We start from the raw sequence: 19,805 nt of genomic DNA on the forward strand, positions 1-19,805 counted from the left end.
CGCGCCACCGCGCCCCGCCTCCCCGACCGCACCGATCCCCGAGGAACCGTATGACTGCCGCCGCGCCCGCGACCGGGCCGACCCCCGCCGCCCCGCAGCCCGCCACCGGGCGGCCCCCGACGATCCGCAACCCCGTGCTCGCCGGATTCCACCCGGACCCCTCCCTGCTCCGGGTCGGCCAGGACTACTACCTCGCCACCTCCACCTTCGAGTGGCTGCCGGGCGTGACGCTGCACCACTCCCGCGACCTCGTGAACTGGCGCCCCCTGGGCGGCGCGCTGACCGAGGAACGCCTCGTCGACCTCGCCGGCGTCCCGGACTCCGGCGGGGTCTGGGCGCCCTGCCTGTCCTACGCCGACGGACTGTTCCACCTCGTCTACTCCAACGTCAGGAGCCTGGCCGGCGCCTACAAGGACGTACGCAACTGGGTCACCACCTCGCCCACCCCCACCGGCCCCTGGTCCGAACCCGCTCCCGCGCCCGGCGGCGGCTTCGATCCGTCCCTGTTCCACGACACCGGCCCCGGCGGCAGCGGCCGCAGTTGGCTGCTGTGGCTGACCTGGGACCACCGGCCGGGCCACGATCCGTTCGGCGGCATCCTGCTCCAGGAGTGGGACCGGACCGCGCGCCGCCCCGTCGGAGCCGTGCGGCGGATCTTCACCGGCACCCGCCTCGGCCGCACCGAAGGCCCCCATGTGTACCGCAAGGACGGCTGGTACTACCTGTTCACCGCCGAGGGCGGCACCTCGTGGGAGCACGCGGTGACCGTGGCGCGCGCCCGCGACATCACCGGCCCCTACACACCCGATCCGGCCGGACCGCTGCTCACCGCGTACGGCGACGACGCCCTGGAACTCCAGAAGGCCGGACACGGCAGCCTCGTCGAGACGCCCGACGGCGCCTGGTACCTGGCCCACCTCACGGCCCGCCCGCTGACCGCGCGCGGCGCCTGCGTGCTCGGCCGCGAGACCGCCCTGCAACGCGTGCACTGGACACCCGACGGCTGGCCGCGCGTCGACGGCGACGCGGGCCCCGGGCGCCCCTCCGTGCGCGTCCCCGCCCCGGCCGGTGCGCGGCACACGTCCCGGCGGCCCGCCGCCGCGCCGTCGACCGGCGTCCTCGGCCCCGAGTGGATGACCCTGCGCCGCCACCCCGACCCGTCCTGGCTCACCCGCACAGGACCGCACGGCGACACCCTGCGGCTGCGCGGCGGCGAATCGCTCTCCTCGCTGCACGCCCAGAGCCTGGTCGCCCGCCGCCAGCAGCACCTGCGCTGCACGGCCGAGGCGACGGTCGACTTCGACCCGTCCTCGCCCCAGCACATGGCGGGCCTTGTCCACTTCTACAACACCGCGATCTGGCACTACGCCCACATCACCCGGGACGAGGAGCACGGCAGAGTGCTGCGCCTCGCCGTCTGCGACCGCGGACGGTACTCCGAACCCGTACCGCCCGTGCCCCTGCCACCGAGCGGACCCGTCCGGCTGCGGCTGACCGCACGCGGCGCCGAGGCCGCCTTCACCTGGTCTGCGGGCGCCGACGACCGCCCCCTCGGCCCGCCGCTCGACGCGACCCGGCTCTCCGACGAGTACGCGACGGTCGGCGACGGGGGCCACTTCAGCGACTGGGGTTTCACCGGAGCCTTCATCGGCGTGTGCGCCCAGGACCTCACCGGCGGCGGCCGCCCCGCCGACTTCACCTCGCTCGGCTACCAGGGCATGGACGACCGGTGACGGGCTTTAGGCTTCACCCCACCACGCCGCACGCCGCCGTCTCACGGGAGTCCTCCGCCGCATGACCGCACAGTCCCGTCCCCGCGCCACCATCGGCACGATCGCGGCCGAGGCCGGAGTGTCGACGGCCACCGTGTCCAAGGTGCTCAACGGCCGCAGCGACGTCTCCGCGGCGACCCGGGAACGGGTGCAGGAGATCATGGCGCGCCTCCACTACCACCCGCGCCGTCCCCGGCGCCGCGGCGGCATCGTCGACCTGGTCCTCAACGAACTCGACAGCCTGTGGTCTGTCGAGATCATCCGCGGCGCCGAGGAGACGCTGCGCGAGGCGGGCGTGAGCATGGTCCTGTCCGCGGCGCACGGCAGCAGCTCGCAGACCAGCGCCTGGCTCGACCAGCTGGCGGCGCGGCGCTCCGACGGCGCGATCCTGGTCGTCTCCGATCTGACGCTGGGCCAGCGCAACCGCCTGGCCTCGCTGGGCGTCCCGTTCGTCCTCGTCGACCCCGTCGGCAACGTGGAGGCCGGCGTGCCGACCATCGGCGCCACCAACTGGGCGGGCGCGGTCGCCGCCACCGAGCACCTGATCGGCCTCGGCCACCGGCACATCGCCCATCTCGCGGGCCCGCGCCAGCTGTTGTGCAGCCGGGCGCGCGCCGACGGGTTCCGGGCGGCCATGGAGGCGGCGGGCCTCGACATCCCGGAGGGCTCGGTGCGCCACGGCGCGTTCACCGACCCCTCCGGGCGCGCCGAGACGATCGCCCTCCTCGACGAGGTCGGGGAACGCCGACTGCCGCGCCCCACCGCGCTGTTCGCCGCCAGCGACCTCCAGGCGTTCGGCGCGTACACGGCGCTGCGCGAGCGCGGGCTGCGGGTGCCGCAGGACATCAGCGTGGTCGGGTTCGACGATCTGCCGGTGACCCGGTGGAGCGATCCGACCCTCACCACGGTCCGCCAGCCGCTCCAGGACATGGCGGCGATGGCCGCCCGGACGCTGCTGCGGGTGATCGACGGCGAGGAGGTCGACCTGCCCCGGGTCGAGCTGGCCACCCGTCTCGTGGTCCGCGCGAGCACCGCGGCCCCCGGCGCCGGCTGACCCTCAACGCGCCCATCGTGGCGGGAAGTTGACGTGGCACACTGCGGGCTGATCATCCCGACAGGACCACCTCTCGCGACGATGGAGCCCGCCATGACCGCATCCGTACCTCCGATCGACACCACCCGGGCCCACCCCGCCCGGGTCTACGACTGGCTGCTCGGCGGCAAGGACAACTACCCCGTCGACGAGGCGGTCGGCGGCAAGCTGCCCGCGCAGGCGCGGGACGCGGCCCGGCAGAACCGGGAGTTCATGCACCGGGCGGTGTCCCATCTCGCCGGACAGGGCGTCGACCAGTTCCTCGACATCGGCTCCGGCATCCCCACCGCGCCCAACCTGCACCAGGTCGCCCAGCGCGCCCTGCCGTCGGCGCGGGTCCTCTACACCGACAACGACCCCCTCGTGCTGCGGCACGCCCAGGCCCTCCTGACGGGCAGCCCCGAGGGCGCCACCGACTACATCATGGGCGATGTGCGCGAGCCGGACGCCATCCTCGAACACGCCCGCACGGTCCTCGACTTCGAGCGGCCCATCGCGCTGTCGCTGATCGCGCTGCTCCACTTCGTCACCGAGGACCAGGACCCGTACGGCATCGTCGCCCGGCTCGTCTCCGCGCTCCCGCCGGGCAGCCATCTCGTCCTCACCAACGCCTCATCGGACTGGCGGCCCGACCTTGCCGCGCAGGTCGTCGACGAGTACGAACGGGCGGGCATCCGGCTCGCCTTCCGCACCCGGGCCGAGGTCGCCCGCTTCTTCGACGGCCTCGACCTCCTCGCGCCGGGCCTGGTCGCGGTCACCGACTGGTACCAGGGCGACAGCGCGCCCGCGCCCGAGGAGAGCGGGATCTACGGGGCAGTGGCGCGCGTGCGGTGATCGTTTCGTCCGCTGTCGTTGATTACCGGCCGGTTTGCATTCACTTGTCACGCGAACAGCAGTAGAACTCGTTCCCATTCCATCGAGAGTGAGGAACGGACGTGACCGAAGCAACCCGCCCTGAAGTCGTACGCAACGGACTGAGCCGCCGTGGCTTCCTCGCAGGAACAGGTTCTCTTATTGGCGCCGTGACCCTGACCGGTCACGCCGCCGCGGCCCAGCCCCGCACCACCGCCGCCGTGGCCGACGGCGCGCACCTCCCCGCGCTCGTCATCGGCACCGGCTACGGCGGCTCGGTGGCCGCGCTGCGCCTCGCCGAGGCAGGCGTCGACGTACAGATGGTCGAGATGGGCATGGCCTGGGACACCCCCGGATCCGACGGCAAGATCTTCGCCAACACGACCACCCCCGACAACAGATCGTTCTGGCTCAGAACCAGAACGAAGCAGCCCCTGAGCAACTTCCTCGGCTTCCCGATCGACAAGGACATCCCGCGCTACACCGGCATCCTCGACGCCGAGGAGTTCGCCGGGATCATCGTCTACCAGGGCCGCGGCGTCGGCGGCGGCTCCCTGGTCAACGGCGGCATGGCCGTCACGCCCAAGCGGGAGAACTTCGCGGCGATCCTGCCGTCCGTCGACCCGAACGAGATGTACGGCACCTACTACCCGCGCGCCAACGCGGGCCTCGGCGTCGCCACCATCGACCCGAACTGGTTCGAGACCGCCGAGTGCTACCAGTACGCGCGCGTCGGCCGCAAGCACGCCCAGCGCTCCGGGTTCCCGTTCGTGTTCGTGCCCGACGTGTACGACTGGGACTACATGAAGCAGGAGGCGGCCGGTACCGCCCCCAAGTCGGCGCTCGCGGGCGAGATCCTGTACGGCAACAACTACGGCAAGAAGTCCCTGCAGAAGACCTACCTGGCCCGCGCCAGGGCGACCGGGCGGGTGTCCATCTCGCCGCAGCACAAGGTGACGTCGGTGGTCCCGGCCGCAGGCGGCGGCTACACGGTCCGTATCGACGTGCTCGACACCGGCGGCGCCACCACCGCCACCAAGGAGATCACCGCCGACCGCGTCTTCTTCGCCGCCGGGAGCGTCGGCACCAGCAAGCTCCTCACCCGCCTCAAGGCCACCGGAGCGCTGCCCGGGCTCAACGACGAGATCGGCCAGGGCTGGGGCGACAACGGCAACGTCATGTGCGGCCGCGCCAACCACCTCTGGGACCCCACCGGCGCTCTCCAGGCGTCGATCCCGACGGGCGGCATCGACAACTGGGCGGCGGGCGGCGCCTTCGCCGAGGTCGCCCCGCTGCCGACCGGCATCGAGACGTTCGCCTCGTTCTACCTGTCCATCACCAAGACCCCGCAGCGCGCCCGGTTCACGTACAACCCGACGACCGGCGGGGTCGACCTGAGCTGGCAGAAGGCGTGGAAGCAGACGTCGATCGACGCGGCGAAGACCATCTTCGACAAGATCAACGCCAAGGAGGGCACGATCTACCGCACCGATCTCTTCGGCACGTACAAGATCTGGGGCGACCACCTGACCTACCACCCGCTGGGCGGCGCCGTGCTGAACAAGGCGACCGACAACTACGGCCGCCTGCGCGGCCATGCGGGTCTGTACGTGATCGACGGGGCGCTGATCCCGGGGAACACCAGCGTCAACCCGTTCGTCACCATCACGGCTCTGGCCGAGCGGAACATCGCACAGATCGTCGCCACTGATCTGTGACCGGACGCGTCCTGTCCCGGCCCCGAGCCGTGCGGTGGTTCAGGGCTTGGGCAGGACGCACACGGCGTCGAGGCCGAGGACGTGGTTGAGGCGGCCGAACGCCAGCCAGGAGCCGATGCCCATGCTCAGCTCCACGATCTCGGTCTGGCTGTAGTGCGCGGTCATCCGCTGCCAGAACTCCTCGTCCAGGCCGTGGTGGTCGAGCGCGTACCGCTCCGCGTACTCGGCGGCGAGCCGGGTCCGCTCGTCGAAGGCGTCCGTGGTGCGCCACTCGGTCACCGCGTCGGCGAAGGACTCCTCGACCTTCTCCTCGCCGTCGCGCTCGGTGCGCCAGTCCAGGCAGAACAGACACCCGTTGATCTGCGCGATTCGCAGCCGTGCCGCCTCGAACTCCCGCAGCCCCAGCGTCGAATGGTCGTAGACGGACATCGAGAACTGCGCCGCCGCCACGCCGATGCCGGGCACCATCTCGCCCCACACGTACGCGATCGGGTCCTTGTCGTCGGGTACGTCGATCATCATGACTGCGGTTTCCTTCCGAGGCGGCCGGCGGCGGGGAGGACGGGCACGTCGAGTGCGTCGTAGAGGCCGGGCTCCGCCGCCACCAGCCACTCGACGGCCCCGACGAGCCGGCCGACGGCGGTCGCGTTGCCCCCGGCGGAGTGGTTGCCGCCCTCGTCGGTCGCCTGCACGGTGACCTCGATGTGCGGGCGGCCCTCGATGACGACCCGGTGCGCACCGGCCCCGCCGCCGGGCGGCGACGGCCAGTCGGGCGCGCAGGACGGGTGGATCCGGGTGACGTGCTCGACGACGAGCCGCACCTCGCCGTCGACGACCCCCTGCACCTCGAAGCGGACCGCGCCCTGGGTGCCCGCCGCGAAGTCGCCCATGATCTCCGTCGTCACGTCGCTCTCCAGCGCGCGACGCTCCAACGACTCGCGTATCTCGTCGAGTTGCACGCCGAGCGCGCGGGCGAGCAGCCGGATCTGGCCGCCCCACACCATCGTCGGGATCGACTCGGCGAGCATCAGCGGCTCGTAGTCCATGGGATGCCCCATGCCGATCAGGTCCCGGACCGCGTCCGGCTGGTCGTACGTCGAGTAGTCGAAGATCTCCTGGCAGCGGACCGTGTCGATGTGCGTGCCGAGGCCGCTGACCAGGAGCGGCAGCACGTCGTTGGCCCAGCCCGGGTCGACGCCCGACACGAACAGGGAACCGCCGCCCTCGGCGATCGCCGCGCGCACCGGATCCGTGAAGTCGGGCGGCGCGCTCGCCGGGTCGTAGAGCGGGTACAGGGCGGGCGTGACGACGACGGCACCGGCGCGGATCGCCCGGCAGATGTCGTCGAGCGCCTCGTCGGGACGCAGATCGCCGGAGGCCGCGTACACGACCGCACCGGGGCGGGCCGCGAGCACCGCCTCGACGTCGGTCGTGGCCGCGACCCCGAGGGCGCGGTCGAGTCCGGCGAGGTCGCCCGCGTCGCGGCCGGCCTTCGCGGGATCGTGCACGAGTACACCTGACAGGGCGAGCGCGGGGTGAGCGGAGACGGCCCTGATCGCCGCGCGGCCCACGTTGCCGGTGCCCCAGACCACCGTGGATGTCATGCGCCGGAGCGTAACCTGATGGAGTGTCAGTTCATAGAGTCGTCACGTGAGTTGGCTGCGGGCGGCGGCCACGGCCTGCTCGGCGTAGCCGCGCCCGAAGAGCACGGTGTGCACCAGGAGCGGGAAGAGCTGGTGCAGCGCGACGCGCTCGCGCCAGCCGTCGGCGAGCGGCGCCGCCCGCCGGTAGCCGGCCAGGATCCGGTCGAGGTGCGGTGCGCCGAAGAGGTCCAGCATCGCGAGATCGCTCTCGCGGTGCCCGCCGTGCGCCGCCGGGTCGATCAGGTGGGCGGCGCCGTCGCCGTCCCACAGCACGTTGCCGTTCCACAGGTCGCCGTGCAGCCGGGCGGGCGGCTCGGCGGGGCCCGCGAGACCCGGCAGCAGTGCGCAGACCCGCTCGATGGTCCGGGCCTCGTCGGCGCGCAGCGTGCCGTCGTCCACGGCCATGCGCACATAGGGCAGCACCCGCTGCTCGGCGAACCAGCCGGGCCAGTCCTCGCCCGGTACATTGCGCATCGGCGCGAGCCCGATGTACGCCTCGGCGGGCCCGTCCGGCGGCGGGGCGCCGAAGGCCGGGGCTCCCGCGGCGTGCAGCGCGGCCAGCTCCCGGCCGAACCGCTCGGCGCCCTCGGCGCTCGCCCGCCCGTCGGCCACCCGGTCGATGACCAGCCAGGTGTCGTCGTGGCCGTGCACCGTGGGCACCCGCACCGCGTCCGCGGCGGCCAGCCAGCGCAGCCCGGCCGCCTCCGCCCGCGCGGCCCCGGGGTCGTCCGCGTACTTGACCACGACCACCCGCCCGTCGGCGAGCGTGACCTCCGTGAGACGACGGGACAGCCGGCGCTCCCCGGCGGCGGCGGAGCCGGTGAAACGGGCGGCGACGGCGGAGGGCGTGGCGGGCATGGGGGCAGCGTAGAGGGGCGCCCCCGCCGTTGACGCGCGCCGCCACGCCCTGATCTGCTGCCTCCTGGCCGATCGAACGACGGAGCCGGGGAGGCGCGCATGGCGAGGGAGAGGGGCACCGCCGTCCTCGCGGTGCAGCACACCCCGAGCGGCGGTCCGCGCCGGGTCGGCGCCTGGCTGGCCGAGGCCGGACTCGATGTCCGGGTCGTGCGGGCGTACGCGGGTGAGGCGCTGCCCGCGACGCTCGGCGGGCGCCCGCTGCTCGTGCTCGGGGGCGGCTACCTCCCCGACGACGACGCGCGCGCCCCCTGGCTCCCGGCGACCCGGCGGCTGGCCGCCCAGGCGCTCGACGACGGCAGCCCGGTGCTCGGGATCTGCCTCGGCGGGCAGTTGCTCGCCCAGGTGGCGGGCGGCACGGTCGAGGCCGAGCACGGCACTCCCGAGTACGGCAGCACGCCCGTGCGGCTGCGCCCGGAGGCGGCCGCCGACCCGCTGCTGCACGGGCTCGGCCCGGTGGTGCCCGCGATCGAGCGGCACGTCGACGCGATCACTGAACTGCCCCCGGGGGCCACCTGGTTGGCGTCCAGCGAGGCGTGCCCGTATCAGGCGTTCCGGGTGGGGGAGCGGGCATGGGGCGTGCAGTTCCACCCCGAGGCCGACGCCGCGCGGATCGCCGCCTGGGACCGCGATCAGCTCGCCGGCCGGGGCGTCGACCGCGACCGGCTGCACGCCCGCGCGCTGGCCGCCGAGGACGCGGCGGTCGCGGCGTGGTCGGTCTTCACCGCGCGGTTCGCCGCGGTGTGCCTGGAGTGACGGCGGCCTGCGCCGGCGCCGGCGCGGAGGCCGTCCTGCCGCGCCGCGCCGAGGTGATCAGGCTGGTCAGCGCTCCCGCGAGCAGCCCCCAGAACGTCGAACCGATCCCCAGGAGCGTGACGCCGGACGCCGTGGCGAGGAACGTCACCGCCGCCGCCTCGCGCGCCGACGGATCGGCGAGCGCCGCGGCCAGGGACGCCTCGATCGTGGCCAGCAGGCCGACGCCCGCGACCGCCATGACCAGCGCGTGCGGCATCGCCGCCAGCAGCGAGACCACGGTCGCCCCCAGCAGCCCCACGCACAGATAGAAGACGCCCGACCACACGGCCGCGAGATAGCGCCGCTCCCGGTCGGGGTGCGCCTCCTCCCCGGTGCAGATCGCGGCGGTGATGGCCGCCAGGTTCAGCCCGAACGCGCCGAACGGCGCGAGCACCGCCGTGACGGCGCCGATCCACGTCATCATCGGCGACACCGGCACCTCGTAGCCGGAGCCGCGCAGCACCGCGACACCGGGCAGGTTCTGCGAGGCCATCGTCACGACGAACAGCGGTACGCCGACGCTGATCAGCGCCTTCCAGTCGAAGGACGGCGCCGTGAACACCGGCTCGGCCAGCGACAGCCGGATCCGCTCCAGATGCCAGCCGCCCGCCAGGACCGACGCCACGACGCCGCCGCCGAGCGCGACGAGCACCGCGTACCGGGGCAGCAGCCCACGGGCCAGCAGGTACAGCACGAACACGGGGAACGCGATCGCGAAACTGCCGTCCATCGAGGCGAAGAGCCCGGTGCCGAAGTGCAGCAGCACCCCGGCGAGCAGCGCCGACGCGAGCGGCACCGGAATGCGGTCCATGGCCTTGGCGAACCACCCCGTCAGCCCGCTCACGACCATCAGGACAGCGCTGAGGACGAACGCCCCCACGGCCTGCGCCATCGACACCCCCGCCAGGCTGGTCGCGAGGAGCGCCGCGCCCGGCGTCGACCAGGCGGTGACCACCGGCGCCCGGAACCGCAGCGAGAGCCCGATGGACGACACGGCCACGCCGACGCCGATCGCCAGCATCCACGACGACGTCTCCCGCGCGTCCGCCCCGGCGGCCCGCGCGGCGGTGAACACGAGCGCCGCCGAACTCGTGACGCCGACCAGGACGGCGATGAGGCCCGCCGCCACGGCCGACGGCGGAGCGGCCGCGCGTATGCGGGCGAGCGGGGAGGGGGAGGGCGACGGTGGCGCGGCCATGCGGGCATCACTTCCGGTGCGTGCGGAGGGCAGGTGTCAGGTGTTCCATAAACAGAACGTTCCGTTTATGGAACACTAGGGAAGCGGACGGCGGCCCGTCAACCAAGGGCGGATCGGCCGCGGAGATCAGCTACGGACGGAGCCGGGGCGATGGGTCTGAACGACGAAGTGGGGCGCAGGCTGAAGGGGCTGCGCCAGGACGCCGGCCTGTCCCTGTCCGAGCTCGCCCGGCGCTCGGGCGTCGGCAAGGGCACCCTCTCCGAGCTGGAGAGCGGTCGCCGCAACCCCACCCTGGAGACCCTGTACGCGCTGACCACCGTGCTCGGCCGCCCGCTCAGCGCGGTCCTCGACGACCCCGGGCCCGGCGCCCACGAGGGCGTCTCCGGCAGCGCCGTCACCGCGGTCCTCGTCGAGCGGTACGAGGACGCGGAGGCCGCCACCGACGTCTTCCGCGTGACCATCGCCGACGGCGCGACCCAGGAGTCGGCCGCGCACGCCCCGCGCACCACCGAGAGCCTGATGGTGCTCTCCGGCACGGCGGTCGTCGGACTGCCGCGGGCGCCGCAGACGGCGGGCCCGGGAGGCCACGCCCACTGGCCCGCCGACGTGCCCCACCTCTACGCCGCGCCCGAGGGAGTGGTGCACGGCATCCTCTTCGTCCGGTACCCGAAGGAGCCGTCGGGCGCCGCGGCCACGGTCTAGGGCCTGTCTTCGAACTAGGCCTGCGGCGGCGTCTGGTTCGGGTTCATGTCGTGCAGCTTGGAGACGTCGACGGACTCGTCCGCGGGCGGGGTCGCCGACGGGACCGGCTTGTCGTAGTCGGTCAGCGTCATCGTCAGGTTCTCGTCGGAGCCCTTCTCCGTCGCCCTCACCAGGCGGTGCGGGGCGTCCGCGGTGATGTACATCGTGATCGTGCTGCCCTTGTCGCTGCCGGTCAGCGGGACGGCGCCGGTGCCGTCGACCGTCGTCTCGTCCCCCTTGGACAGCTTCTGCTGGGCGGCGTGAGCCGATCCGTCGTCGAGCTGGGCGCGGAACGCGTCGAGGTCGCACGTGTCGGCGAACCCCTTGAGCATCTCGTCGTCCGTCGTGCCGTGCACGTACTTGCCGTCGAACAGCTGGGCCGCCAACTCGCCCGAACCGCCGCCGACCTGCGTCTTCCAGAAGGTGGTGTCCGGCTTCATCCAGACCTCGTCGCCGCGCTTGACGAGATCGACCGTGCCGCCGTCCGCGCCGCCGACGCCCATGCGCAGCGAACCGGCGCAGTTGCCGTCCTCGTCGAGCCGCAGATCGAACATCGCCGGGGTGCGGACGTCCCGCTCGGTGTCCGACCGGTTCGCCACCGTGATGTGCAGGGACGTGGCGTCCAGGAGTTCCCTCTTCGCCTCGTCGGCCAACTGCCGCGCGGAGAGATCCGAGGCTCCGCCGTCGTCGGCGAGTGCCGGAGTCGCGGCGAACACGCTCGCGCACACGCACACGGCCGCCACTGTCGTTCGGGTCATGACGTCACCTCGCCGTCCAGGACGCCCGCATCGGGACGGATGCTTCCGGGCGACCGAAATACCCGTAAATTGTACGTTCGTTCCCTGGGAGGTGTCCTGGTGGAAAGGTGGGTCGGGACCGGGTGCGGTCAGTCGGCCCCGCCGCACACCCGCAGCCCCACCGGCGTCCCGCACGGCAGATGCCCGTGGGCGGCGACCACGCCCTTGCCGGTGCCGTTGTCGACCGCGTACGACAGGAAGCTGGAGGCCAGGGAGTCGGCGGGCGGGCGGCCGTACGTGTAGGCGTACTCGATCTCGCGGTACGGATAGCCGTCCTGGTCGAGCCGGTCCGGATCGGGGGCCCGGCCGTCCAGCGTCACCGTGTGCAGTCCGTGCGGCGCGTCCGGCGGCGACGCGGCGCGCAGCTCGCTGTAGCCGAGGGCGCCCGGGGTGCGCGCCACGGCCTGGAGCACCTGCTCGGTGGAGTCGAGTTCGCAGCGGAGCACGGACGAGGGGGAGCGCACGGTGCGGTTGACGCAGTCGTCCGACGTGGCCGGCGGCTCGTCGGTGCCGCCGAGGACCCGGCTGGTCAGCGCGGAGCGGGTGCCGGACCCCGAGCTGCGGCTGACGAGCACGACCGGCAGATCGGGGCCGCCCAGCTGTGACCAGTCGCGGATCTCGCCGCGGTAGAGGCGGCGGACGTCGGCGACGGACAGATTCTTCAGGCGGACGTCGTCGTGCACGACGAGGGTGAACAGCGAGACCGCGATGCGGCTCTCGCTGAGCCCCGTGTAGCTCGTCGGGCGTGGGCCGTCCGAGAACGCGACGACGCTCGCGCCCTCCTGCGGCTCGCCGCCGGACAGGGCGAGTTCGCGCACCCCGGTGCGGCTGCCGTACGCGGCGACCGTGATGGTCGGCCTGTCCTGGCAGTGGTCCCGGTACTGCCGCGCGAGTTCGTTCATGACCGGTTCGAACGCGGTGGAACCCGTGAGCCGGAGGGAGCCGGTCTCACAGTCGCCGGGCAGCGCCGGCGGCAGCAGCAGCGGGAAGGTGACCGCCGCGATCAGGCAGAGGCCGAGCACGACGGTGGTCCAGCGGGCCCGCTTGCTGTACACCGGCGGCTTCTCGTCCGGGGTGAGGCTGTGGTTCTCGTGCAGGCTGCCGTCGCGCACATCGCCGGTGACCGTGACCGGGCCGCCCTCCTCGCCGCCCGTGAGCAGCACGAGGATCTTGTAGAACGCGCCCGGCCGCAGCGGCACCCGGGGGATGAGCAGGGTGCTGGAGCCGACCACGCGCAGGCCCGGTTCGTTCTCGAAGTAGCCCATCAGGTTGGTGTGTTCGGGCGGCAGCGTGACGTCCTGCGCCTCGATGCGCCGCCCGGTGAACTCGGCGGTCAGCCCGTACTCCCGCGGGGAGTGGATGTAGTCGGACTCCTCGACGTGCCGGGTGCCGTCGTTCTCGATGCGCAGCAGTACGAGCGTCGCGTCGCGCATCGCGGGCAGATCGTTGAAGAGCCCGAGCCGCGGATCCGACGCGTGCGGCGGGCCGTTGTGCCCTATGGCCATGTCCATCTGCTTGCGGAAGCCGATGCGTCTGCTGCGCCGCGCGCGCAGGTCTGCGATGAACGGCGTGGCGATGGAGAAGACGCCGAGCGCCAGGCCCGCGATCGTGAAGGTGATGTCGAGCCGTCCCATGCGATGACGGTACGGACTCTCCGGGCGGCCCGGGGGAGCCCGGCGCCGCCCTTCGCCCAGTGTTCTACACCTGTTCAACTACGGTGTGAGGAAAGCCGGTTGGGTCATCCTCCGGTGGTGGATCCGGGGCGGACGATCATCAGGACCGTGACCGTGGCCCACAGCAGATTGAAGACTCCGGTGACCATGGCGAGGCGTCCCGCGGGCGGCCCCGGCGCTCCGGCTCCCGGCTCCTCGACGGCGGCGAGGGCCGCCTCCTGGCCGGGCAGGATCCCCACGATGAGCACCACGGCGGCCGCGGCCGTCAGCGCGATGGAGGCGATCAGCCACGCGCTGCCGAGAACGCCGAGACTGCTCGCCGTGGCGAACCCGAACAGCGGCACCGCGAGCCCGACCCCCGCGTACACCCGGCAGATGCGGTGCAGGACGCGCAGGGGCGCGGCGGCACCGGCGGCGTCCGGCGCACCGGGCGCCGCCCGCAGCGACGCGGGGAACATGCTCGCGGCCACGGCGACCGGTCCCACGGCCAGGACGGCGGCGAGCACATGCAGGATGAGCAGCAGCTTCGTCATGATCAGGAGCCGTCCGCCGGGGCGGCCGTCCGGCGGCTGCCGGTGACCTTGGACGCGGGCAGTCGTCCGGCCCTCGACGTTCCGGAGAGGGTGTCGCCGTCGACCGTCACGGCGAAGGCGAGGTTCAGCCGCAGCGGCCTGGTCACGGCCTGCCGCCAGGAGAGCCGGTCGCCGTCGAGCAGTACCTCGGCGAGCGGCACCTCCTCACCGGCCCCGCGGGCCGTCCCTGTCAACTCGCCTGCCGTGTCATGGAGTTCGACGACGGCGTGCAGGGTGCCGATCGGGGTGGAGACGGCCAGGTCCCAGATGCCTGTGACGGTCGTGCGGTCCATGGGGTCGTTCCTCACGTGATGATTCCTTGCGCTGCGGGGGAGGGGCGGAGGCTCAGAAGGCGGCGGGGAGCGGGCCGTGCGGGGTCCACACCGTGCCGCGCCGCTCGTACGCGAACAGTTCCTCGACCGCGTGGGCGATCCGCGGGCCCACCTCGCGCTCCAGCAGATAGAGGCCGAGGTCGAGCCCCGACGTGACGGCGCCGGCGGAGACGAGGTCCCCGTCGTCGACGAGCCGGGCGCGCACCGCGTGCGCCCCGGTGGCGTCCAGCAGGTCGAGGCCCAGGTGATGGGTGGTGACGTGGCGTCCTTCGAGAAGCCCCGCCATGGCTGGGACGAGCGCCCCGCCGCACACCGTCGCGAGCGTCGTGCCGGGACGGTCCAGGGCGGCCTTCAGCAGCGCGGGCAGCCCGGTGGTGAGCGTGCGGCCGAGGAGCACCGGGATCGACGGCTCGGCCGCGTCCGGGTCCGGCTCCTCGTCCGGGGCGCCGACGCGGCCGGCGGCGCCGGGCACCAGGACGACACCGGGCCGCGCCGGATCGAGGGCGGCGGTGGCCCGCAGCGCGAGCCCGCCGGTGCCGCCGACCACCTCACGGGGACCTTCGGCCGAGACGAGCACGACGCTCACCGCACCGCCCGAGGCGGTCCCTCCTGCGTGCAGCACCTCATAGGGGCCGATGACGTCGAGCGGGTCGAAGCCGTCGAACAGGACGATCTGTACGTGCATGGGGGCGAGTCCTTCGTGGTTCTTCGCGGTCCCTGATCGGGGACGGCTCCGACGCTAGACAGCGAATGATCTCCGTCCCAGTGGCATTAATGACACCTTCCAACGGGAAAGCGACAGGCGAGGGAGCAGGGGAAGTGCCGACAAGGTGCTGTGCCACATCCATGGCGTCTTTCCGTCGCCGGGATACATTCACGCCATGCACACCGTCGCGCTGCTCGCCCTGGACCAGGTGATCCCCTTCGACCTGTCCACCCCCATCGAGGTGTTCGCGCGGACCCGGCTGCCCGACGGGCGTCCCGGCTACCAGGTGCGGGTCTGCGGCGAGGCGCCCGAGGTCGACGCCGGTGCCTTCCGGATCCGGGCGCCGTGGGGGCTCGACGGGCTGCGCGGGGCGGACACGGTCATCGTGCCCGGAACGGCCGAGCCCCTCGCGCCGCTCGCGCCGGCCGTGCGCGACGCGCTGCGCGCGGCCGCGGCGGACGGCACCCGGATCGCCTCGATCTGCTCGGGCACGTTCCCGCTCGCGGCGACCGGGCTGCTCGACGGGCTGCGGGCCACCACCCACTGGATCGGCGCCGACGCGCTCGCCGCCGCGTATCCGCTCATCGAGGTCGACCCGGACGTCCTCTACGTCGACAATGGGCAGATCCTCACCTCAGCGGGCGCCGCCGCCGGACTCGACCTGTGTCTGCACATGATCCGGCGCGACTACGGCTCGGCGGTGGCGGCCGACGCCGCCCGGCTCTCCGTCATGCCGCTGGAGCGCGAGGGCGGACAGGCCCAGTTCATCGTCCACGCCCGGCCGCCCGCCCCGCAGGGCTCCTCGTTCGAGCCGCTGCTCAGCTGGCTCCAGGACAACCTGGGCCGCGATCTCGCCCTGGCCGACATCGCCGACCGCGCCGGGGTCAGCACCCGCACCCTGATGCGCCGGTTCCGCGAACAGACCGGCACCACACCGCTGCAGTGGCTGCACCGCGCGCGCATCCGCCGTGCCCAGCACCTCCTGGAGACCACCGCGCACCCCGTGGAGCGGATCGCCGCACAGGTCGGATTCGGCTCCCCGACGGCCTTCCGCGACCGCTTCAAGCGCACCACCGGCGTCAGCCCGCAGGCGTACCGGCGCAGCTTCAGCTGACGGCGGGCCGTCGCGTGGGGGTCGCCCCGCGCAGCCATCCGTACAGCACCACCGAGCAGACGGCGGCGCAGGCGCACCACGTCGAGATGAACTCCCAGCGCCACAGCGCCGCGCACACCGCCGCGCCGATCCCGGCCAGGACGCCGAGCAGGACGAGCCCCGCCTCGCCGGACAGCAGCAGCGAGCCGATCGTCGCGAGCAGATAGCCGGCGAGCAGCCACGCGGCGTGCGGCAGTCCGATGGCGTAGCCCATCGTGTGCCCGCGCACCTCGGCCGTGACCGTGCTCGTCGCCAGGGTGTGGGCGAGGGCCGCCGACGTGACGACTCCGGACGCGAGGGGCAGCACCAGTCGGCGGCGTGCGTGGCGCGGGGCGGCGCACAGCACGCCCACCGGCACCCACAGCGGGAGCAGCGGCAGGGCGATCACCGCCCACGCCACGGTGGCGGGCCCGCTGCCGCCGCCGTCGTTCCAGATCAGCGCCTCGATGATCTGGTGCGCCCCGAGGAGCAGCGGGAGGGCCGCCAAAGGCAGGGCGCCGCGCCGGGTGCGGGCCGCGCGGACCACACAGGCGACCCCCACCGCGGTGATCGCACTGCCCGCCACCAGATCCGCCGTCGCACTCCAGCACATGCCGGTCACGCTACGTCGCCCCGGCCCGGCGCGACATCGGGGTGCACCCCCGCGCCAGTGAATGTAGAGGGCATGTATATTCTTTCTATATGCATCTATCTGAGAGGTCGGCCGACGGTCCGGTCGGTGACTCGGTCGACGCCGTCGGAGCGCGGCGCATCGAAGGCGCCGCCCGAGGGCTCCTGCGCGGGATCGCGCAGCTGTCCCAGATCCTCTTCAGGGCCGGTGAATTCGGCCTCACCCGCAGTCAGGTCGCGGTGCTCGACGCCCTGGAGCAGGGGCCGAGCCGGGTGACCGCGCTCGCCGCGCGCACCGGCATGGCGCAGCCCCGGGTCACCGTCATCCTGCAACAGCTGCAGGAGGCCGGCCTCGTCGAGCGGCGCCGCTGCGAGGACGACCGGCGGGCCGTGGAGACCTCGCTCAGCGCCGCGGGCCGCGGCCTGCTGGAGCGGGGCCGGCAGCGCATGGCCGCCGCCCTCCTCACCGCCCTCGAGGGCGGCGCCGAGAGCGTCGAGGAGTCCGAGCGTGCCGTCGCCGCCGCCCGGACCGCGATCACCCCCTTGGTGGATGCCCTGATCGCCCAGAACGCACCCGCGAACACCGTTGAATCGGAGGCCAGTTGACCACCCCGGGCACCCTGCCTGACCTGTCCGCCACCGCTGAGGGCACCGCCGCGGCGGGCCTCGCCCCGCACCGGGTCGCCGGACCCCGCAGATGGTGGGACTGGGTACTCGCCGCCGACCCCGGACTCGGCCAACTGCAGTCGGGCTGGCGGTCGTTGGTCGCCATGGTCACCTCCCTCGCCGTCGGCTACTGGATGGCCGAGGCGCTGAACATCCCCGCCATGATCGGCATGATGGTCGCCGGGATGATGGGCCTGATGAGCGCCTTCGCGGTCGCCGAGAACACCTGGGACCGGCTGGCCCGCGCCATCCTGTGGATGCCGTTCCCCTACAGCGTGGTGCTCTGGGTGTGCGCGAGCCTCGACGGGCGGCGCCTGGCCCAGATGAGCCTCATGGTCGCCGCGCTCGCCCTCACCTTCCTCCTCGCCAGGTTCGGTCCGTTCGCGCTGATCACCGGCATGATGCTGTTCAACGGCCTGATGGTCGGCATGCTCGCCGGGATCCCCGCCTCCCTCGTCGGCAAGGCCTTCGCCGTCGCCCTGGTCGCCGCGGCCGCCGTGCTCGCGACCCGGCTGCTGCTCTGCTTCCCGATGCCCCGCGAGGACCTGCTGCGCACCCAGCGCGCCTTCGTCGTCGAGGCCCGCCGGGTCGCCGACGCCGCCGTCGACGCCCTGGACCCGGACGCCGACCAGCAGCGCGCCGTACGCCGGATGACCCGCGCCCTGCGCCGCCTCAACATCACCACCGTCACCATCGACGGCCGCCTCGCCCAGCCCGAGGTCGCCGCCGACCCGGCCGCCGCCGAACTCCTGCACCGCCACCTCTTCGACGCCGAACTCGCCCTGCGCGGCATCGGGCAGGCCGCCGCCGACCTGACCCGCCTGCCCGTGCCGGGACCGCTGCGCGAAGCCCTCGCCGTCGGCCTCGTGCTGGCCCGCGACACCCCGCTCGGCCGCGCCGAGGGGCTGCGCCCCGCCGCCGCCCACATCCAGGAACGGGCCGAGGCGATCCTGCGCGACGCCACCGCCTCCGCCGACGACGTCGAGGCCGCCGTCCTCGCCCGCCGCACCGGCGACCTCCTCAACACCCTCGCGGACGCACTCGGCGCCTGGCTCGCCCTCGGGCAGCGCACCTGCGCGAACCCGGCCGACGTCCCGTTCCAGCCGACCGTCGCCCTCGAGAACAACCGCCTTCCGGGCTCCGCCGGGCCGGCCCGGCGGGTCCTCGCCGCGGGCACCGAGACCGGCTGGCGGCGCGCCGTCCCGTACATCCGCGTCCCCGTGCACGCCGCGATCGCCGCCGCCATCGTCTGCCCCATCGCCGACGCCATCGACCCGCGCCGCTTCTACTGGGGCCTGGTCGGCGTGATGATCACGCTGTTCGGCACCAACACCACCCACGAACGCCTGCGCAAGTTCGCCCACCGCATGGTCGGCACCGCCGTCGGCGCCGTCCTCGGCATCGTCCTGCTCCACCTCATCGGCCGCGACCACGTCTACGCCACCCTCGCCGTCATCGTCGCCGGACTCTCGCTGGGCGCGTGGGGCATACAACGCGCGTACGCCTTCTGGGTCGTCGGCCTCGTCGTCGCCCTCACCCAGCTCTACGCCCTGACCACCCCCGACAGCGGCATGGAGCACCTGATGGGGGAGCGGATCCTCGACAACGGCATCGGCGTCCTCGTCGCCACCGCCTGCGCCGCGCTGATCTTCCCGCTCTCGCGCCGCACCGTCGTCCGCGAGGCCGAGCGCGGCTGGGTCGACGCGCTCGCCCAGGTGATCCAGCAGGTCGAGCGGCGCTGGGACGAGCCCGAGGCGCCGGTACGGCTGCGCGGCGCGGCCCGCACCGTCGACGCCGCGCTGCTCCAGGTGCAGGGCATCGTCCAGCCACTGGTGCGGATGCCGCTCGGAGTGCGCGGCCCGTCCGCCGACCACCGGGTCGCCCTCCTGGCGACGGCGACCGGACACGCCCGCTCCCTCGCGGCGGCCGCCGACATCGACGTCGACCTGCCCCCGCGCCTGACCGACCGGGCCCGCCTCGTCACCCAGACCCTCATCGCGTCCCTGAAGGAACTCGACCGGTTCTACGCGACCGGCGAACCGGAAGGAGCCTGGCGGCGGGTCGGCCCGCTCGTCCGCGAACTGGAGACGGAACTGACCCCCGCCGCGCCCGGACCGCGCGCCGACCGGCTGCGCACGGCGCTGCGGGAGATCGCCGCGCTGGACGAGGCGCTCGCCGCCTACGCCGAGCAGGTCGGCCTCCCGGTGGCCGCGCCCGGACGCACGGCACCCGTCACCACCACCCCGATGCAGCGCACCACCCGCGCGCTGATGGCCGCCTGGGGAGAACCGCAGGCACGCACCCACGCCCCCGCCCGGCTGACCGGGACCGTGCGCTGCGACAGGCACCCCGAGGGCTGCCCCGCCTGGATCACCGTGATCAGCGCCCGCGGCAAACGCCTCGCCAAGGCCCAGGTGCACCACGGCGACTACACGGTGGAGACCGTCCCGGCCGGCACCCACACGCTGGTCGTCTCCGGCGAGCGGCACGCGCCCCGCGCCGAACTGGTCACGATCGACCCGGACGCGGGGACCGTACGGCACGACATCACCCGGGCCCCCTGAAGCAGC

General features: G+C 73.5%; 19 protein-coding genes. 9 read left to right on the forward strand and 10 right to left on the reverse strand.

Translation table 11 applies throughout. The features are described from left to right. The first annotated feature begins 50 nt into the window (after positions 1-50). The 4 genes from ABZ930_RS00325 to ABZ930_RS00340 all read left to right on the forward strand — a co-directional run bounded on the left by ABZ930_RS00325 (position 51) and on the right by ABZ930_RS00340 (position 5,435). Positions 51-1,733, forward strand: coding sequence for a glycoside hydrolase family 43 protein (locus ABZ930_RS00325; RefSeq protein WP_361538979.1), 1,683 nt, complete (start codon positions 51-53; stop codon positions 1,731-1,733). A gap of 61 nt (positions 1,734-1,794) precedes the next feature. Next, the gene (locus tag ABZ930_RS00330; protein ID WP_361538982.1) at positions 1,795-2,826 is read left to right on the forward strand and encodes a substrate-binding domain-containing protein; all 1,032 of its coding nucleotides are present in this window, start codon (positions 1,795-1,797) and stop codon (positions 2,824-2,826) included. A 93-nt stretch (positions 2,827-2,919) separates the two neighbouring features. Next, positions 2,920-3,699 carry an SAM-dependent methyltransferase gene (locus ABZ930_RS00335; protein WP_361538985.1) on the forward strand — a complete coding sequence of 260 codons (780 nt, stop codon included), beginning with the start codon at positions 2,920-2,922 and terminating at the stop codon, positions 3,697-3,699. 101 nt (positions 3,700-3,800) lie between these two features. Next, a complete protein-coding gene (locus tag ABZ930_RS00340; RefSeq protein ID WP_361538988.1) occupies positions 3,801-5,435 on the forward strand; it encodes a GMC oxidoreductase in 1,635 nt (544 codons plus the stop codon). Between the two features lie 39 nt (positions 5,436-5,474). On the opposite strand, the gene ABZ930_RS00345 is transcribed toward ABZ930_RS00340, so the two are convergent. From ABZ930_RS00345 to ABZ930_RS00355, 3 genes are read right to left on the reverse strand one after another with little or no spacing between them, the layout of a single operon-like run. After that, a complete protein-coding gene (locus ABZ930_RS00345; RefSeq protein WP_361538990.1) occupies positions 5,475-5,957 on the reverse strand; it encodes a carboxymuconolactone decarboxylase family protein in 483 nt (160 codons plus the stop codon). Continuing rightward, positions 5,954-7,039 (reverse strand): dihydrodipicolinate reductase, encoded by a 1,086-nt coding sequence (locus ABZ930_RS00350; protein WP_361538993.1) that lies wholly within the window; start codon positions 7,037-7,039, stop codon positions 5,954-5,956. The genes ABZ930_RS00345 and ABZ930_RS00350 overlap by 4 nt, the downstream gene beginning before the upstream one ends. Before the next feature lie 42 nt (positions 7,040-7,081). Next, positions 7,082-7,936 carry a fructosamine kinase family protein gene (locus ABZ930_RS00355; RefSeq protein WP_361538996.1) on the reverse strand — a complete coding sequence of 285 codons (855 nt, stop codon included), beginning with the start codon at positions 7,934-7,936 and terminating at the stop codon, positions 7,082-7,084. Between the two features lie 99 nt (positions 7,937-8,035). On the opposite strand from ABZ930_RS00355, the gene ABZ930_RS00360 reads away from it, so the two are divergent. Then, the gene (locus ABZ930_RS00360; RefSeq protein WP_361538998.1) at positions 8,036-8,749 is read left to right on the forward strand and encodes a type 1 glutamine amidotransferase; all 714 of its coding nucleotides are present in this window, start codon (positions 8,036-8,038) and stop codon (positions 8,747-8,749) included. Here the strand turns inward: ABZ930_RS00360 and ABZ930_RS00365 are convergent. Then, positions 8,715-9,986 (reverse strand): benzoate/H(+) symporter BenE family transporter, encoded by a 1,272-nt coding sequence (locus tag ABZ930_RS00365; protein ID WP_361539001.1) that lies wholly within the window; start codon positions 9,984-9,986, stop codon positions 8,715-8,717. The two genes, ABZ930_RS00360 and ABZ930_RS00365, sit on opposite strands and share 35 nt — an antisense overlap. 150 nt (positions 9,987-10,136) lie before the next feature. Between ABZ930_RS00365 and ABZ930_RS00370 the strand changes: the two genes are divergently transcribed. Then, positions 10,137-10,688: a helix-turn-helix domain-containing protein gene (locus ABZ930_RS00370; RefSeq protein WP_361539004.1), complete on the forward strand. Its 552-nt coding sequence runs from the start codon at positions 10,137-10,139 to the stop codon at positions 10,686-10,688. 14 nt (positions 10,689-10,702) lie between these two features. On the opposite strand, the gene ABZ930_RS00375 is transcribed toward ABZ930_RS00370, so the two are convergent. From ABZ930_RS00375 to ABZ930_RS00395, 5 genes are all read right to left on the reverse strand, one after another. After that, positions 10,703-11,485, reverse strand: coding sequence for a hypothetical protein (locus ABZ930_RS00375; RefSeq protein WP_361539007.1), 783 nt, complete (start codon positions 11,483-11,485; stop codon positions 10,703-10,705). Between the two features lie 128 nt (positions 11,486-11,613). Further along, positions 11,614-13,158 carry a substrate-binding domain-containing protein gene (locus tag ABZ930_RS00380; protein WP_361539010.1) on the reverse strand — a complete coding sequence of 515 codons (1,545 nt, stop codon included), beginning with the start codon at positions 13,156-13,158 and terminating at the stop codon, positions 11,614-11,616. A gap of 104 nt (positions 13,159-13,262) precedes the next feature. Next, the gene (locus tag ABZ930_RS00385; RefSeq protein WP_361539012.1) at positions 13,263-13,730 is read right to left on the reverse strand and encodes a hypothetical protein; all 468 of its coding nucleotides are present in this window, start codon (positions 13,728-13,730) and stop codon (positions 13,263-13,265) included. 2 nt (positions 13,731-13,732) lie between these two features. Continuing rightward, on the reverse strand, positions 13,733-14,062 hold the full coding sequence (locus ABZ930_RS00390) for a hypothetical protein (protein WP_361539014.1): 330 nt from the start codon (positions 14,060-14,062) through the stop codon (positions 13,733-13,735). A 52-nt stretch (positions 14,063-14,114) separates the two neighbouring features. Continuing rightward, positions 14,115-14,786 carry a DJ-1/PfpI family protein gene (locus ABZ930_RS00395; protein WP_361539017.1) on the reverse strand — a complete coding sequence of 224 codons (672 nt, stop codon included), beginning with the start codon at positions 14,784-14,786 and terminating at the stop codon, positions 14,115-14,117. 196 nt (positions 14,787-14,982) lie between these two features. Between ABZ930_RS00395 and ABZ930_RS00400 the strand changes: the two genes are divergently transcribed. After that, complete coding sequence (locus ABZ930_RS00400; protein ID WP_361539019.1) at positions 14,983-15,921, forward strand: helix-turn-helix domain-containing protein; 939 nt, start codon at positions 14,983-14,985, stop codon at positions 15,919-15,921. On the opposite strand, the gene ABZ930_RS00405 is transcribed toward ABZ930_RS00400, so the two are convergent. Beyond that, entirely contained in the window at positions 15,914-16,552 is a 639-nt protein-coding gene (locus ABZ930_RS00405) for a DUF6629 family protein (RefSeq protein WP_361539022.1), read from the reverse strand. The genes ABZ930_RS00400 and ABZ930_RS00405 overlap by 8 nt on opposite strands. Positions 16,553-16,641: 89 nt before the next feature. Here ABZ930_RS00405 and ABZ930_RS00410 point away from each other — a divergent pair, with 89 nt between their 5' ends. Both ABZ930_RS00410 and ABZ930_RS00415 read left to right on the forward strand, forming a co-directional pair. After that, a complete protein-coding gene (locus ABZ930_RS00410; protein WP_361539025.1) occupies positions 16,642-17,175 on the forward strand; it encodes a MarR family winged helix-turn-helix transcriptional regulator in 534 nt (177 codons plus the stop codon). Continuing rightward, positions 17,172-19,799: an FUSC family protein gene (locus ABZ930_RS00415; RefSeq protein WP_361539028.1), complete on the forward strand. Its 2,628-nt coding sequence runs from the start codon at positions 17,172-17,174 to the stop codon at positions 19,797-19,799. Before ABZ930_RS00410 ends, ABZ930_RS00415 begins: the two co-directional genes overlap by 4 nt. Positions 19,800-19,805: the final 6 nt, after the last annotated feature.

This window comes from Streptomyces sp. NPDC046716 (assembly GCF_040645755.1).
Lineage (GTDB): Bacteria > Actinomycetota > Actinomycetes > Streptomycetales > Streptomycetaceae > Streptomyces.

Bases quoted from the DNA above. Each gene is read 5' to 3' on its own strand.
- ABZ930_RS00325 (WP_361538979.1), top strand. From the start codon at position 51: ATGACTGCCGCCGCGCCCGCGACCGGGCCGACCCCCGCCGCCCCGCAG.
- ABZ930_RS00330 (WP_361538982.1), top strand. From the start codon at position 1,795: ATGACCGCACAGTCCCGTCCCCGCGCCACCATCGGCACGATCGCGGCC.
- ABZ930_RS00335 (WP_361538985.1), top strand. From the start codon at position 2,920: ATGACCGCATCCGTACCTCCGATCGACACCACCCGGGCCCACCCCGCC.
- ABZ930_RS00345 (WP_361538990.1), bottom strand. From the start codon at position 5,957: ATGATGATCGACGTACCCGACGACAAGGACCCGATCGCGTACGTGTGG.
- ABZ930_RS00350 (WP_361538993.1), bottom strand. From the start codon at position 7,039: ATGACATCCACGGTGGTCTGGGGCACCGGCAACGTGGGCCGCGCGGCG.
- ABZ930_RS00355 (WP_361538996.1), bottom strand. From the start codon at position 7,936: ATGCCCGCCACGCCCTCCGCCGTCGCCGCCCGTTTCACCGGCTCCGCC.
- ABZ930_RS00360 (WP_361538998.1), top strand. From the start codon at position 8,036: ATGGCGAGGGAGAGGGGCACCGCCGTCCTCGCGGTGCAGCACACCCCG.
- ABZ930_RS00365 (WP_361539001.1), bottom strand. From the start codon at position 9,986: ATGGCCGCGCCACCGTCGCCCTCCCCCTCCCCGCTCGCCCGCATACGC.
- ABZ930_RS00370 (WP_361539004.1), top strand. From the start codon at position 10,137: ATGGGTCTGAACGACGAAGTGGGGCGCAGGCTGAAGGGGCTGCGCCAG.
- ABZ930_RS00375 (WP_361539007.1), bottom strand. From the start codon at position 11,485: ATGACCCGAACGACAGTGGCGGCCGTGTGCGTGTGCGCGAGCGTGTTC.
- ABZ930_RS00380 (WP_361539010.1), bottom strand. From the start codon at position 13,158: ATGGGACGGCTCGACATCACCTTCACGATCGCGGGCCTGGCGCTCGGC.
- ABZ930_RS00385 (WP_361539012.1), bottom strand. From the start codon at position 13,730: ATGACGAAGCTGCTGCTCATCCTGCATGTGCTCGCCGCCGTCCTGGCC.
- ABZ930_RS00390 (WP_361539014.1), bottom strand. From the start codon at position 14,062: ATGGACCGCACGACCGTCACAGGCATCTGGGACCTGGCCGTCTCCACC.
- ABZ930_RS00395 (WP_361539017.1), bottom strand. From the start codon at position 14,786: ATGCACGTACAGATCGTCCTGTTCGACGGCTTCGACCCGCTCGACGTC.
- ABZ930_RS00400 (WP_361539019.1), top strand. From the start codon at position 14,983: ATGCACACCGTCGCGCTGCTCGCCCTGGACCAGGTGATCCCCTTCGAC.
- ABZ930_RS00405 (WP_361539022.1), bottom strand. From the start codon at position 16,552: ATGTGCTGGAGTGCGACGGCGGATCTGGTGGCGGGCAGTGCGATCACC.
- ABZ930_RS00410 (WP_361539025.1), top strand. From the start codon at position 16,642: ATGCATCTATCTGAGAGGTCGGCCGACGGTCCGGTCGGTGACTCGGTC.